The sequence below is a fragment of the Asanoa iriomotensis genome (assembly GCF_016862515.1).
Lineage (GTDB): Bacteria > Actinomycetota > Actinomycetes > Mycobacteriales > Micromonosporaceae > Asanoa > Asanoa iriomotensis.
The window spans coordinates 96,253-110,284 of sequence record NZ_BONC01000006.1 but is presented as its reverse complement, the minus strand read 5'-3'; the positions used below and the strand labels follow the sequence as shown (position 1 = coordinate 110,284).

The following is a 14,032-nucleotide window of genomic DNA, read 5'->3' as shown; positions in this document are numbered from 1 at the left end:
CATGCGCCTCGCGCCTACGCTCGCCGTGTTCCTGATGGTCGTCGCCGGTTGCGCGTCGCCGGCCGAGACCACGCTGCACCCGGACCCGCCGGCCCGGACGTACGCAGCGCTGCAGCATCCCTTCCGCGGTGCCAGCCTCTACCTCGACCGTGACTCGACGGCTCAGCGCTACGAGACCGCGCAGGGCGCCGCCTGGCTCGGGCCGATCACCGGCACGCCCCAGGCGCGGTGGCTGAACAGCGCACAGGACGTCGCCGCCGTGCCCCGGCTGGCCGAGGACGCACGCCAGCAGGGTTCGCTGCTCGTGCTGGTGGCCTACAACCTGCCGAACCGGGGCTGCACCGACCACCGCGAGGGTGCCCCGGACCCCGAGGCGTACCAACGCTGGATCGGCTCGTTGGTCAAGGCGCTGGGCGGCACCCGGGCGGTCGTGGTCATGGAGCCCGACGCCGTGCCCGCGGACTGCTTCGACGCGACGCGCGCCGCGACGCTCCGGCAGGCGATCGGCACGCTGGTCGACGCCGGCCAGTACGTCTATCTCGACGCCGGCCACTCGCACTGGAAGAGCAGCGGGGAGACCGCGGAGCGGCTGCTCGCGGCCGGGATCGAAAAGGCGGAGGGTTTCGCGGTCAACGTGTCCAACCGGCAGACGACCGACGACTCGTACCGCTGGGGGCGCGAGCTGTCCGACCTGGTCGGTGACCGCGAGTTCGTCATCGACACCTCCCGCAACGGGCTCGGCCCGCCACCCGACGACCCGAAGGACGACAAGGAGTGGTGCAACCCGGCCAAGCAGGCCCTCGGGCAACGACCGAGCACCGCCGGCGACCGCCCGGGGCTGGCCGCTCTCCTGTGGATCAAGCGGCCGGGCGAGTCCGACGGCCCGTGCGGCGGCGAGACGACCTACTTCTTCGCGCCGCGGCAGGCCCGCAACCTGATCGTCAACGCGGCCTGGGTCGATGCCCCGACGCGCGCCGCGGCCGGGCGATCGGCGCTAGGGTGAGGACCCGTGGGATATTCGGTGTGGCCTTCCGGGCGGCTTCTCCTCCCGGCGGCGGACGAAGACGCGGCGGTACGCGCGGCCAAGGCGGCCTTCGCCACCCGGGAGGGTTGGTTCACGGCGGAGCTGTTCGAGCCGTGCGACGCGCTGGCCGACATCGCCTGGGTCGGCACGGCGGCGGCCACCCGCCACGGTGACTGGGTGGAGTTCGGGCGCAACCACGAGCACGACTCGAAATGGTCGGAACAGGCCACCGCCTTCTGGGTCGCCATCGCGCCGTACGTGTGCTCCGGCACCGTCCACTTCAGCGGCGAGGACGGCGCCGAGTGGTCCTACTCGTACGCGGACGGCCGGATCACCCAAGAGGGATGGAACGCTTGGGACGGGTCGGTCGAGCCGTTCGGCGAATACACAGAGCCCGGTTCGGTGTCACCATGAGCGCATGCGCGAGGTCGCCGAAGGGGTGCTCGAGCTCCGGATGGGGTTCGTCAACCTGCATTTCGTCGTGACGGACGACGGGGTCGTGCTGGTCGACACCGGGCTGCCGGGCCGGGCGCCGAAGGTGCTGCGGGCGCTGTCCGAAGCGCGCGGGACGACCGGCGACATCACCACGATCCTCGTCACCCACCAGCACATGGACCACGTCGGCGGCCTGGCGGAGCTGAAACGCGCCTCGGGCGCCCGGGTCGTGGCGCACGAGCTGGACGCCCCCGTGATCACGGGTGCCGCCCAGCCACGGCTGTCCCCGGTGCAGCGGGTCGCCGGCCTCCTGGTCAAGGATCCCGAGCCGGCGCCGGTCGACGAGCTGCTCACCGGCGACGGACCGGTGCCGGTGCCAGTGCCGGGCATGCGCGCCTTCCACACCCCCGGTCACACGCCGGGCCACGTCTCGTACCTGCTCGACCGCGGCGGCGGCATCCTGTTCACCGGCGACGCGGCCGGCAGCGGCGGCGGCAGCGTGCGGGCCACGCCGAAGGCGATGACCGACGACCTGGCCGCCGCCCGGGCCAGCGTCGCCCGCCTGGCGACGCTCGACTTCGACGTGGCCGTGTTCGGCCACGGTTCCGCGGTGCGCGGCAACGCCGTCGACCGGTTCCGCGCCCTGGCCGACCGGCAGCGCTAGTGGGCCGCGGCCACCTCTAGCGCGGGGTCGGCGGTCAGGATCGCGTGCTGTAGCCGCTGGACCCGCTGTGACGGCTCCAGGCCCAGGTCGTTCTGCAGCGTCCCGCGCAGCCGCTGGAAGGCGTCGAGGGCGTCGTTGCGGCGCCCGGCCCGGTAGAGCGCCACCATGTACTGCGCCTGCAAGTCCTCGTTGAGCGGGTGCCGCGCGGCCAGCCAGCCCAGCTCGCCGAGCACCGCCTGGTGCCGGTCGAGGCGCAGCTCCGCCTCGATCCGGCGCCGCCACAGCGACAGCCGGCTCTCCTCCAGGCGCTGCACCTCCGCCTGGAGCACCGGGCCGTGCCGCACGTCGACCAGCGCACCGCCCTGCCACAGCGCCAGCGCCTCGCCCAGCAGCCGGGCGCCCTCCGCGTCGTCGCCCCGGTCCAGCGCCGCGCGGCCCGACACGGCCAGGCCCTCGAAGGCGTGCAGGTCCAGCTCGCCGGGTTCGACGCCGAGGCGGTAGCCGCCCGAGGCGGTCACCAGGGTCTCGTGGGCCAACCGCTGCGGGAAGACCGAGTCGAGCATGCGGCGGATCTTCAGGATGTACGTCTGCAGCGTGGTCTGCGCGCTGGCCGGCGGCTCGCAGCCCCACAGCTCGGCGATCAGTGTCTCGACCGGCACGACCAGGTTGGCGTGCAGCAGGAGCAGGGCCAGCACCTTGCGCGGCTTCGGCGCGGTCAGCTGGTCCGGGTGACCGGCGTGCGTGGATCTCACCAGCAGCGGACCAAGAACGTGGTAGTTCATCGCGCCCCCGTACGACCGTCGCTGTGAAGAACCTTAAAGGGCCAACACGACATGAGTGTTCTTTTCGGTCTGATCGTACGATTAGCTCACGTCCTTTGCCGCCTCCAGCGACATTCCAGGCGGGCTCAAGCGGGCAACTGCGACGGTCGGAGGGTCGTCTGACAGCCGGCCCCGAAGGAGCCCGCCGTGCCCGAAGCTGAGACCGAGGCTCTGCCGCTGGACGGGTTGCCGCGGCGGGCCGCCGCGACCGCGCCCGGCCGGGCCGCGATCCGCTTCGGCGCGCACGCGCTGTCCTATCGGGACCTGGACGCCGCCGTCGACGGGTTCGCCGCCGCGCTGGGGCGCCGCCGGCCCGGCACCGTCGTGGGCGTCGTCGCCGCGCTGCATCCCGCCTTCCCGGTCGCCTACTTCGGCGCCGTCCGGGCCGGGCACATCTGTGCCGTGATCGACCCGGGCGCCGACCTCGACGAGCTGACCGCGCGGGCCGGCGTCGAGCTGCTCGTGGCCACGGCAGGCATGGCCGACCTGCTGCGCCGGATCAGGGTGGAGCGGGACCTGGACGTGATCTACCTGGACCAGCCCGGCGAGCCCGGCGGCCGGACGGTGGCCACGCTGGCCCGCACCCACACCCGGCGCCGCCACCCGAGGCCGGACCTGGACGCCGTCGCCTGCCTGCGGTTCGGCGCGCACGGCCGGCTGGTCCCGCTGACCCACCGCAACCTCACGGTCGGCGCCGCGCAGGCCGCCCGGGCGTACGGATTCGAGCGGGGCTCGACGGTGGTCAACCACCTACCGACGTACGAGCCGGTGTACCTCAACGCCGCCGTGCACGCCGCCGCCACCCAGGTGCTCTGCGCGGACCCGGACCCGGCCGGCGGTGTCACGCTGGCGGGCCGGGAGGCCGCCACCCACTACTGCGGGCTGCCGGCACCACTGGCCAAGCTCGCCGCCGACCCCCGCGACACGCACCCCCGCACCACGACGGTCCGGGCCGTGCTCGCCAGCGGCGCCACGCTTCCCCCCGGTGCCGCGCTGCGCCTGGCCAACAGGGTCGGCGCGCCGCTGGTCCAGTGGTACGGCCCCGCCGGCGGCCCGTTGACCCACTGCGACCTGCTCGACGGCCCCACCGCCGGCTCGGTCGGCCGGCCCGTCCCCGGCACCGACTGCCACGTGCTTGCGCCGCCCGGCAAACCCGGGCAGGTGAAGGTCCGCGGCCCGCAGGTCGCCACCGCGATGACCGACCCGGACGGCTGGCTGCGCACGGGCGACATCGGCTACCTCGACGACCACGGCGCCCTGTTCCTGACCCAGGGAGTCACAGCATGACCAAGGAATGGGCGTTGTGCCGGCATTGCCGAGCTGTCGTCTACGCCAAGCGGCTCGCCCGCAACCACGGCGTGTGCCCGCAGTGCGGCGGGTGCTTCCCGCTGACCGCGCACGAGTGGCTCGACCTGCTCGCCGACCGCGACACGCTGCGCCTGCTGGACATGGACGTGCCGTCGGACGACCCGCTGGGCTTCAGCGACGGCAAGCCCTACGCCGACCGCCTGGCCGCCGCGCGCGAGGCGACCGGCATGCCCGAGGCGGTCGTCTGCGCCCGACTGTCGATCGTCGACAGCCCGGTGGTGGTCGCCGCGATGGACTTCCGGTTCATGGGCGGCAGCCTCAGCGCCGCCGTCGGTGAGCTGATCACCCGGGCCGCCGAGGCCGCCCTGGCCGAGCGCCTCCCGCTGGTCGTCGTGACCGCGTCCGGGGGCGTGCGGATGCAGGAGGGCGTGGTCGGCCTCATGCAGATGGCCAAGACCGCGCAGGCGATGCAGCAGCTCGACGAGGCGGGCCTGGTCACCGCCTGCGTCATCACCGATCCGACGTACGGCGGCGTCGCCGCCTCGTACGCGATGCTGGGTGACGTCGTGATCGCCGAGCCCGGCGCGCGGTTCGGCTTCGCCGGGCCCCGGGTGATCGCCCAGACGATCCGCCAGGAGCTGCCGCCCGGCTTCCAGACGGCCGAGTTCCTGCTGGAGCGCGGCTTCGTCGACCTGGTCAGCCCGCGGGCCCAGCTGCGCGAGCGGCTGGGCCGGCTGCTCTCGATCGGCACCCGCCGCGACACGGCCGCCGACGTGTGCCCCGCCGAGCAGGTGGTGGTCCGCGAACCCGACCAGGTGCCCGAGCAGGACCCCTGGGACGCGGTGCGCCGGGCCCGGCACCTCGGCCGGCCGACCACGTCGGACTACTTCCGGATGATCCTCGACGACTTCGAGGAGCTGCACGGCGACCGGGTGGGCGGCGACTGCCCGGCGATCGTCGGCGGCGTGGGCCGGCTCGGGCGGGAGCCGGTCGTGGTGATCGGGCACGAGAAGGGGCACACGCCGGCCGACCTGGCGGCGCACAACTTCGGGATGCCCAACCCCGCCGGCTACCGCAAGGCCGCCCGGCTGATGCGGCTGGCCGCCAAGTGGGGGCTGCCGGTGGTGACGCTCGTCGACACCCCGGGTGCGTACCCGGGCGTGGACGCCGAGCTGCAGGGGCAGGCCACCGTGATCGCGGAGACGTTGCGCCTCATGGGCGCCCTGCCGGTCCCGCTGGTCACGGTGGTCACCGGCGAGGGCTGCAGCGGCGGCGCGCTGGCCATCGCGGTCGCCGACCGCGTCCTGATCATGGAGAACGCGATCTACACGGTGATCAGCCCGGAGGGCTGCGCGGCCATCCTCTGGAAGGACTCCGCCGCCGCACCCGCCGCCGCCCGGGCGCTGAAGGTCGACGCCCGCTCCCTGCTGGCGCTCGGCGTGGTCGACGGGGTGGTGCCCGAGCCGCCGGGCGGTGCCGAGGCCGACCAGACCGCGGCGGCCGCCCTGGTCAGATCCGCGATCCGGGTGGAGCTCGCCGACCTCGCCGCCCGTGACCCCGCGCGGCTGCTCGCCGAACGGCGCGCCCGCTTCCGCCGCTTCGGCAGCGGCGCCGACAGCCTCACGCACTCTGGAGGATCCCAGTGACGTCTTTGATCGAACCGGCCCAGACGGAGGGTGCCGCTCCGCTCGCGGAGGCGCTCGACGAGGTGCGCCGCAGCGCCCAGTCGCTCCTGGCCGACCTCGCACACCGGCCGCGCGCGCTGCGGATCCGGGCCGGCGACGTCGTGGTCGAGATGGAGTGGACGGAACAGCAGCAGGCGCCCGCGGCGACCCCCGCGCCGGCGCCGGCACCGGAAGCGCCAGACACCCCACCGGCACCGCCTCCTGGCGTCGGCATCAGCTCGCCGATCGTCGGCACGTTCTACCGCGCGGCCGAGCCCGGCGGCACGCCGTTCGTGTCCGAAGGGGACCAGGTCCGGCGCGGCCAGCAGGTCGGGATCGTCGAGGCGATGAAGCTGATGATCCCGGTCGAGGCGGACGCCGACGGCCGGATCCTGGCCGTGCACACCGCCGACGGCGCGCCCGTCGAGTTCGGCGAACGCCTCATGACCATCGATCCGCAGGCCGGCTAGGAGGTCGTCGTGTTCGAGACCGTGCTCATCGCCAACCGCGGCGAGATCGCGTTACGGGTCGCCCGCACCTGCCGCGAGCTGGGACTGCGGGTAGCCGCCGTCTACTCGACGGAGGACCGGGACAGCACCGTCGTACGCTTCGCCGACCAGGCGGTGTGCATCGGTCCCGGGCCGGCCCGGCACAGCTACCTCTACCTGCCCGCGATCATGGAGGCCGCCCGGCAGACGGGCGCCGACGCGATCCACCCGGGCTACGGCTTCCTGTCGGAGCAGGCCGACTTCGCCGAGGCGTGCGAGGCGGAGGGTCTGACCTTCGTCGGGCCTCCCCCGGCGGTGATCGACCGGCTCGGCGACAAGTCCACCGCCCGCGCGGCCATGGCCGACGCCGGCCTGCCGCTGCTGCCGGGCACGATCGAGCCGGTCGGCGACGCGGAGGCGGTCGCGAAGGTCGCCGCCGACATCGGCTACCCGGTGATCGTCAAGGCGGTCGCCGGCGGCGGCGGGCGCGGCATGCAGGTGGTCTCCGAGCCCGACGACCTGGCCCGGCAGTACCGGGAGATCCGCAGCACCGCGCAGTCGCTGTTCGGCGACGACCGGGTCTACGTCGAGCGGTACCTGCCGGCCGCCCGGCACGTCGAGGTGCAGGTGCTCTGCGACAGCCACGGCAACGGCGTGCACCTGGGCCAGCGCGACTGCTCGGTGCAGCGCCGCCGCCAGAAGATCATCGAGGAGTCGCCGGCGCCGGGCCTGCCGCGCGGGCTGGTCGAGCAGATGGGCCACGCGGCGGTACGCGGCCTGCTGGCCGCCGGCTACGTCGGCGCCGGCACGGTCGAGTTCCTCGTCGACGACCAGCACCGGTTCTACTTCATGGAGGTCAACTGCCGGATCCAGGTCGAGCACCCGGTGACGGAGCTGACCCACGGCGTCGACCTGGTGCGCGAGCAACTGCGGATAGCGGCCGGCGAGCAGCTCGACGTGTCGCAGGCGGAGCTGACCGCCCGCGGCTGGGCGATCGAGTGCCGGATCAACGCCGAGGACCCCGCCCGCGGTTTCATACCGACGCCCGGCCTGCTGACCGGGCTGACACTGCCGGCCGGCCCGTTCGTGCGGGTCGACACGGCCGCGGTGGCCGGTGGCCGGATCTCCGCCGCGTACGACCCGCTGCTCGCCAAGATCTGTGTCTGGGCTCCGGACCGCCCACAGGCGATCGCCCGGATGCGCCGCGCGCTGGCCGAGCTGTCCGTCGAGGGACCTGGCGTCAGCACCAACCGCGACTTCCTGCTGACCGCACTGGACCACCCACTCTTCGTCGCCGGGACGCACGACACCTCGCTCGTCGACCGGCTCACGGATCCGCACCCACGGGAGGAATCATGAGGTACACCATCGACGACCTGATGCAGCTGCTGGTCAGCAAGGTCGGGCTGCCGTCGGACATGCGTACCGACGATCCGAACAAGACGTTCGGCGACCTCGGGCTGGACTCGCTCGCGTTCCTGCAGCTGCAGTCGGAACTCCAGGCGCTGTACGGGTTCGAGCTGCCCGACGACCGCCCGCTGGCGTTCAGCGTGGGTGAGATGACCACCGCGATCAACGACCGGCTTTCGCGCGACGAGGAGCCGGCGGCATGAGTGCACCCACGATCGGACACGTCGACAACTCGATCCTCATCAACGCGCCGTTCGACGTCGTCTGGGACGCGACCAACGACGTCGAGAAATGGCCGGAGCTGTTCACCGAGTACGCGTCGGCGGAGATCATCGCCCGCGAAGGCGCCACGGTGCGGTTCCGCCTGGCCATGCACCCCGACGAGAACGGCAAGGTGTGGGCCTGGGTCTCGGAGCGCACGCCCGACAAGGCCGCCCGCCGCGTGGTGGCCCGCCGGGTCGAGCCGGGTCCGTTCGAGTTCATGAACATCGAGTGGACCTACGACACCGAGGGCTCCGGCACCCGGATGCGCTGGATCCAGGACTTCCGGATGCGCCCGGACGCCCCGATCGACACGGCCGCGATGACCGACCGGATCAACGCCAACACGGCGGTGCAGATGGACGTCATCCGTGACAAGGTCGAGCGGCTGGCCCTGCACGGCATCGGCGGACCGAGCAAGCCGCAGCGGCAGATCAAGACGGTGTCCATCGACGACGTGCCGAGCAACACGCGGCGCGGCGGCGACATCCGGGTCATCCTGTCGCCGGCCACCGTCGGGTCGACGTCCGGTTTCATGGGCACGCTGCGGCTGGCGCCCGCCGAGGTCGTGACCGAGCACTGGCACCCGTACTCGGAGGAGTATCTCTTCTGCGTCGAGGGCGGGATCACCGTGCGGCTCGACGGTCGCGAGCTGCCGCTGCGGCCCAACGAGGGCGTGCACATCCCGATCGGGGTCAAGCACCGGCTGATGAACGACGGCGACCAGCCCGCGTTCCTGGTCTTCGCGCTCGGCCCGCTGGCGCCGCGACCGGAGTTGGGGCATGTCGACACGGAGGCCCTGCCCGGGAGGACACCATGAGCCGACGGACGGTCGTCACGGGCGTCGGCGTGGTCGCGCCCGGCGGGGCCACCCGGAGCGCGTTCTGGGACATGCTGACCGCCGGGCGCACGGCCACGCGGCGGATCACGTTCTTCGACCCCGCCGACTTCCGCTCGCAGATCGCGGCCGAGTGCGACTTCGACCCGCGCGCGGCCGGGCTCACCCCGCAGGAGATCCACCGCAGCGACCGGTTCGCGCAGTTCGCGCTCGTGGCGGCCGACGAGGCGGTCAAGGAGAGCGGGCTGGACCTGGCGGCCGTCGACCGCGACAACCTGGCGGTGAGCATCGGCAGCGCGGTCGGTGCCACCACCCGGCTCGAGGACGAGTACGTCGCCGTCAGCGACCACGGCCGGCACTGGCAGGTCGACGAGCGTTACGGCAGCCGGTTCCTCTACCAGGCGCTGGTGCCGAGCAGCGCGGCGACCGAGGTGGCCTGCCGGTTCGGTGCGCACGGCCCGGCCGCGGTGATCTCCACGGGCTGCACGTCCGGCCTCGACGCGATCGGCCACGGCCACCAGCTCATCGAGGACGGCGACGCCGACGTGGTGATCGCCGGCGCGGCCGACGCGCCCATCTCGCCGATCTCGATGGCCTGCTTCGACGCGATCCGGGCCACCTCGGCCCGCAACGACGACCCGGAGCACGCCTCCCGGCCGTTCGACGCGACCCGGGACGGCTTCGTGATGGGCGAGGGCGGCGCCGTGCTCGTGCTCGAGGAGCTCGAGCACGCCCGCCGCCGCGGCGCGGAGATCTTCTGTGAGGTGGCCGGGTTCGCCAACCGCAGCAACGCGTTCCACATGACCGGGCTGCGGCCGGACGGGCTGGAGATGGCCGAGGCGATCACCGAGTCGCTGAACCAGGCGCGGCTCGACCCGACGGCGGTCAACTACATCAACGCGCACGGCTCGGGCACGAAGCAGAACGACCGCCACGAGACGGCGGCGTTCAAGCGGAGCCTCGGGCAGCACGCGTACGACGTGCCGGTCAGCTCGATCAAGTCGATGGTCGGCCACTCGCTGGGCGCGATCGGCGCGATCGAGCTGGCCGCCTGCGTGCTGGCGATCCGCTACGGCGTGGTCCCGCCGACGGCGAACCTGGAGAACAAGGACCCCGAGTGCGACCTGGACTACGTGCCGAAGAACGCGCGCGAGCAACGGATCGACGTCGCGCTGTCGGTGGGTAGCGGGTTCGGCGGCTTCCAGTCCGCCGCGATCTTGCGGAGGTGGACCTCGTGACCAGAGCCGTGGTGACCGGGATCGGGATCGTGGCGCCGAGCGGGGTGTCGGCCGAGGAGCACTGGCGGTCCACACTGGCCGGTGAGGTCCGGGTGGACCGCCAGGACGGGACCCTCGCCGGGCGGGTGCCGGGCTTCGCACCGGAGGGCAACGTCGACTCGCGGCTGATCATCCAGACGGACCGGTGGACGTGGATGTCGCTGGCCGCGACGCGGCAGGCGCTCGACGACGCCAAGTACGACCCGGCGGCGCACGACCCGTACGCCACCTCGGTCGTGCTGGCCAGCGGCTCCGGCGGCAACGAGTTCGGCCAGCGGGAGATCCAGGCACTGTGGAGCCAGGGGCGGCGCGCGGTCACCGCGTACCAGTCGATCGCCTGGTTCTACGCCGCCAGCGTCGGGCAGACCTCGATCCTGCACGGCACGAAGGGCCCCAACCAGGTGCTGGTGTCCGAGGGTGCCGGCGGGCTCGACAGCCTGGGCGCCGCGCGGCGGGTGATCCGGCGCGGCACGCCGACCGTCATCGCCGGCGGCACCGAGGCGCCGCTGTCCCCGTACGCCATCGTCTGCCAGGGCACCAGCGGCCGGCTGTCGACCAGCGGCTACCGGCCGTTCGACGCCGACGCCGACGGGTACGTGCCCGGCGAGGGCGGCGCGGTGCTCGTGGTCGAGGACGCCGCGACCGCACAGGTGCGCGGCGCACAGCAGATCTACGGCGAGATCGCCGGCTACGCGGCCACGCACGACGCGCACCACCACGAACAGCCCGCGCCGGACTGCGCGCAGCTCGTGCGGGCGATGCGCAAGGCGCTCGCGGACGCCGGCGCCACGCCGGACGAGGTCGGCTTCGTGATGGCCGACGCCGCCGGCACGCCGGCGCTGGACGCGCTGGAGGCCCAGGCGATCCGCGAGGTGTTCGGCCGGCCGGTGCCGGTCAGCGCGCCGCAGGGTTTCGTCGGGCGGCTCTGCTCGGGCGGCGCGGCGCTGACCGTGGCCACCGCGCTGCTGGCGCTGCGCGACGGCGTCGTGCCGGCGGTCGGCAACCTGGCCCGGCCGGGCCACGACCTGGACCTCGTGCGCGAGCCGCGCCGGCTCGACACCGACGTCGTGCTGGTCAACGCGCGCGGGTTCGGCGGGTTCAACAGCTCCATCGTGCTGCGGCGACACCGGGAGGAAGGGCTCCGCGATGCCGGATGACAGTCCAGTTCGGACGATCCTACGGATGCGCGCCCGGGAGGGCTGCGCGGAGGCCTTCGAGGCCGCCTGGCGGGTCGCCGCCGAGGAGATCAGCCGGATGCCGGGCAGCCTGCGCCAGGAGCTGATCCGGGACGCGGAGGACCCGCAGACGTTCCTGATCATCAGCGACTGGCGCGACCAGGAGGCCCTGGACGCGTTCGGGCCGAGCGCCGCCCGGGAGCAGCTCACGGCGGCGCTGCGGGACCTGCGGGAGTCGGGCGAGAAGAACACGTACGCGCTGCTGCAGACCGTGGTCGGGCACGGGCCGCGGATCCGGGTGCGGGTCACGGTGACGGTGGCGGAGGGCGAGGAGGCCGCGTACGAGAAGGCCTACCGCAAGGTCGCCGAGCGGATGCGCGGCACGCCCGGTCACGTCCGGGAGGAACTGCTGCGGGAGCCCGGCACCAGGACGTACCACATCTTCGCGGAATGGCTGGACGAGGCGTCGTTCAACGCCTGGACGGACGACCAGTCGCACCTGGACCAGACCGCGCCGCTCATCCAGTACATCTGCGAGAGCTTCGAACGGGCGACGTACCACATCGTGGCGCGGCCCGAGGAGAGCCCGCAGCCGGTGGCGGTGGTCCGGACGTCACAGCCACAGCCACAGCCCCAGCCGCAACCACAGCCGCGGCCGGTCGAGGCCAGACCGCAAGCCGTACCCAGTCAGGAAAGGTCTGCAATGGACAGTTCTACCGACGTGCTCGTCGTCGGCGCGGGCCCGGCGGGCCTGACCGCGGCGATCGAGCTGGCCCGGCGGGGCGTCGCCTGCCGGCTCGTCGAGAAGCGGCCCGACGACAACGGCACCGCCGACAAGGCGATCGGCGTGCAGTGCCGGACAATGGAGATCTGGGAGCAGATCGGCGTCGTCAAGGAGGCGATGGACGCCGGCATCTGGCTTCACGGCCAGACGGTGTTCGTCAACGGCCGGCAGACCCACCAGGTCGACTGGGACCTGCCCGACCTGCCGTACGCACACGTGGGTCTCCCCCAGTACGAGACCGAGGCCATCCTGACCAGGTGCCTCGCGGGGCACGGCGTGCGGGTCGAGCGCGGTGTCGAGCTCAAGGAGTTCACCCAGGACGCCGACGGCGTGACCGCCTATCTCCTGGGCGCCGACGGCCGCGCGGAGACCGTGCGCGCGCAGTACCTGGTCGGCGCCGACGGCGCGCACAGCATGGTGCGGCAGAAGCTGGGGCTGACCTTCGAGGGCGGCATGGGCATGTTCCCCCAGCTGTTCATGCTGGGCGACGTCGACCTGGACTGGTCGATGCCGGAGGGCCACCTGCTGCGCTTCATCCAGGTCGAGGACGACGAGATGCGCGGCATGCTGGTCTGCGTGCCGCTCAAGGGGCGCAACCGCTACCGCGTCGCCACCCTCGCCCCGCCGCGGCTGCAGGCCGAGATCGGCTCGAATCCGATCCCGCCGGGCTTCTCCGCGGAGTACGACCCGCCGTCGCTGCCCGACATCCAGGCGGTGCTGGACCAGCTCGCACCGGAGGGCACGACCGCGAGCAACCTGCGCTGGGCGTCGATCTTCCGGATCAAGCACGGCATCGTCGACCGCTACCGGGACGGCCGGGTGTTCGTCGCCGGCGACGCCGCGCACCTGCACCCGCCGGCCGGCGGGCAGGGCATGAACACCGGCATCCAGGACTCCTGGAACCTCGGCTGGAAGCTGGCCCTGGCGGTCCGCGGCGACGCGGCGCCCGGGCTGCTGGACAGCTACGAGGCCGAGCGGCGCCCGGCCGGCAAGGCGATCGTCGACCGGGCGGTGAAGATCGCGTTCACCGACGAGATGGACATGGACGACGAGCGCGAGCAGTTCATGCTCGAGATGCAGATGACGCTCAGCTACGCGGGCAGCCCGCTGGTCGGCGAGCACGGCGAGCACTTCGACGGCGGGCCGCGGCCCGGCGACCGGGCGCCCGACGTGCACGACCTGCGGCGCTTCGGTGTCGGCCACGGGGTGCGGCTGTTCGAGCTGACCCGCGGCACGGCGCACACCCTGCTGGCGTACGCGGACGGCGGCACCTCGCCCGAGGACTACGCCGGCTTCGAGAAGCTGGCCGAGAAGGTCCGCGGTTTCGTCAACATCTACGTCCTGGCCGCACCGGACGCCGCCGTGCCGGACGTGCTCGACGTGCCGGTGCTGCGCGACGCGAACGGCGGCTTCCGGTCCGCGTACGGGCTGCGGGGCACGGCCGCCTACCTGATCCGCCCCGACGGGCACGTCGGGTTCCGCACCTCGCCGGTCGACTCGGCGGCGCTCGACGCGCACCTCGCCGGCATCTTCGCGCTAGGGGGAACCGCATGAACCGCACCGTGATCGTGGCCAAGATCCAGCCGGACGCGCAGCAGTCGGTGGCCGAGATCTTCGCGGCGTCCGACAAGACCTCGCTCCCGCACGACCTGGGTGTCCGCACCCGCTCGCTGTACTCGCTGAACGACCTGTACCTGCACGTCATCGAGTTCGACGAGGACCCGACCGAGGCGCTGCGCAAGGGGCCGGGACTGGCCGGGTTCAAGCAGATCAGTGACGACCTGCGGGCCTACATCAAGCCGTACGACCCGCAGACCTGGAAGTCGCCGCAGGACGCGGTGGCCCGCGAGTTCTACCACTGGCGGGGCTGACGGTTGAAGGAA

14 protein-coding genes and 1 pseudogene are annotated in these 14,032 nt (G+C 73.0%); 14 read left to right on the top strand and 1 reads right to left on the bottom strand.

From position 1 onward, the window contains the following. Window position 1 precedes the first annotated feature (1 nt). Genes Air01nite_RS06835 through Air01nite_RS06825 form a run of 3 tightly spaced genes read left to right on the top strand, consistent with a single transcriptional unit; the run spans window position 2 to window position 2,123 of the window. A complete protein-coding gene (locus tag Air01nite_RS06835; RefSeq protein WP_203701069.1) occupies window positions 2-1,003 on the top strand; it encodes a glycoside hydrolase family 6 protein in 1,002 nt (333 codons plus the stop codon). 6 nt (window positions 1,004-1,009) lie between these two features. Further along, the gene (locus tag Air01nite_RS06830; protein ID WP_203701067.1) at window positions 1,010-1,438 is read left to right on the top strand and encodes a hypothetical protein; all 429 of its coding nucleotides are present in this window, start codon (window positions 1,010-1,012) and stop codon (window positions 1,436-1,438) included. A 4-nt stretch (window positions 1,439-1,442) separates the two neighbouring features. Then, on the top strand, window positions 1,443-2,123 hold the full coding sequence (locus tag Air01nite_RS06825) for an MBL fold metallo-hydrolase (protein ID WP_203701065.1): 681 nt from the start codon (window positions 1,443-1,445) through the stop codon (window positions 2,121-2,123). Here the strand turns inward: Air01nite_RS06825 and Air01nite_RS06820 are convergent. Further along, window positions 2,120-2,905 carry an AfsR/SARP family transcriptional regulator gene (locus Air01nite_RS06820; RefSeq protein ID WP_203701063.1) on the bottom strand — a complete coding sequence of 262 codons (786 nt, stop codon included), beginning with the start codon at window positions 2,903-2,905 and terminating at the stop codon, window positions 2,120-2,122. The two genes, Air01nite_RS06825 and Air01nite_RS06820, sit on opposite strands and share 4 nt — an antisense overlap. A gap of 186 nt (window positions 2,906-3,091) precedes the next feature. Between Air01nite_RS06820 and Air01nite_RS06815 the strand changes: the two genes are divergently transcribed. The 11 genes and pseudogenes from Air01nite_RS06815 (at window position 3,092) to Air01nite_RS06770 (ending at window position 14,020) form a co-directional block, all read left to right on the top strand. Then, entirely contained in the window at window positions 3,092-4,231 is a 1,140-nt protein-coding gene (locus Air01nite_RS06815) for a class I adenylate-forming enzyme family protein (RefSeq protein ID WP_203701062.1), read from the top strand. Then, the gene (gene accA / locus Air01nite_RS06810; RefSeq protein ID WP_203701061.1) at window positions 4,228-5,898 is read left to right on the top strand and encodes an acetyl-CoA carboxylase carboxyl transferase subunit alpha; all 1,671 of its coding nucleotides are present in this window, start codon (window positions 4,228-4,230) and stop codon (window positions 5,896-5,898) included. Before Air01nite_RS06815 ends, accA begins: the two co-directional genes overlap by 4 nt. Further along, window positions 5,895-6,386 (top strand): acetyl-CoA carboxylase biotin carboxyl carrier protein, encoded by a 492-nt coding sequence (locus Air01nite_RS06805; RefSeq protein WP_239090544.1) that lies wholly within the window; start codon window positions 5,895-5,897, stop codon window positions 6,384-6,386. The genes accA and Air01nite_RS06805 overlap by 4 nt, the downstream gene beginning before the upstream one ends. A gap of 9 nt (window positions 6,387-6,395) precedes the next feature. After that, window positions 6,396-7,763, top strand: coding sequence for an acetyl-CoA carboxylase biotin carboxylase subunit (locus Air01nite_RS06800; RefSeq protein WP_203701060.1), 1,368 nt, complete (start codon window positions 6,396-6,398; stop codon window positions 7,761-7,763). Continuing rightward, window positions 7,760-8,017 carry an acyl carrier protein gene (locus Air01nite_RS41860; protein WP_203701059.1) on the top strand — a complete coding sequence of 86 codons (258 nt, stop codon included), beginning with the start codon at window positions 7,760-7,762 and terminating at the stop codon, window positions 8,015-8,017. The genes Air01nite_RS06800 and Air01nite_RS41860 overlap by 4 nt, the downstream gene beginning before the upstream one ends. Further along, window positions 8,014-8,358: pseudogene (locus tag Air01nite_RS41855) on the top strand (SRPBCC family protein); the annotation flags it as partial. The gene Air01nite_RS41860 and the pseudogene Air01nite_RS41855, both read left to right, overlap by 4 nt. Before the next feature lie 75 nt (window positions 8,359-8,433). Further along, complete coding sequence (locus Air01nite_RS40980) at window positions 8,434-8,895, top strand: cupin domain-containing protein (protein WP_373310335.1); 462 nt, start codon at window positions 8,434-8,436, stop codon at window positions 8,893-8,895. Further along, on the top strand, window positions 8,892-10,151 hold the full coding sequence (locus Air01nite_RS06785; protein WP_203701057.1) for a beta-ketoacyl-[acyl-carrier-protein] synthase family protein: 1,260 nt from the start codon (window positions 8,892-8,894) through the stop codon (window positions 10,149-10,151). The genes Air01nite_RS40980 and Air01nite_RS06785 overlap by 4 nt, the downstream gene beginning before the upstream one ends. Further along, a complete protein-coding gene (locus tag Air01nite_RS06780) occupies window positions 10,139-11,347 on the top strand; it encodes a beta-ketoacyl synthase N-terminal-like domain-containing protein (protein WP_239090543.1) in 1,209 nt (402 codons plus the stop codon). Before Air01nite_RS06785 ends, Air01nite_RS06780 begins: the two co-directional genes overlap by 13 nt. Beyond that, window positions 11,337-13,703: an FAD-dependent oxidoreductase gene (locus tag Air01nite_RS06775; protein ID WP_203701053.1), complete on the top strand. Its 2,367-nt coding sequence runs from the start codon at window positions 11,337-11,339 to the stop codon at window positions 13,701-13,703. The genes Air01nite_RS06780 and Air01nite_RS06775 overlap by 11 nt, the downstream gene beginning before the upstream one ends. Further along, complete coding sequence (locus Air01nite_RS06770; protein WP_203701051.1) at window positions 13,700-14,020, top strand: TcmI family type II polyketide cyclase; 321 nt, start codon at window positions 13,700-13,702, stop codon at window positions 14,018-14,020. Before Air01nite_RS06775 ends, Air01nite_RS06770 begins: the two co-directional genes overlap by 4 nt. Window positions 14,021-14,032: the final 12 nt, after the last annotated feature.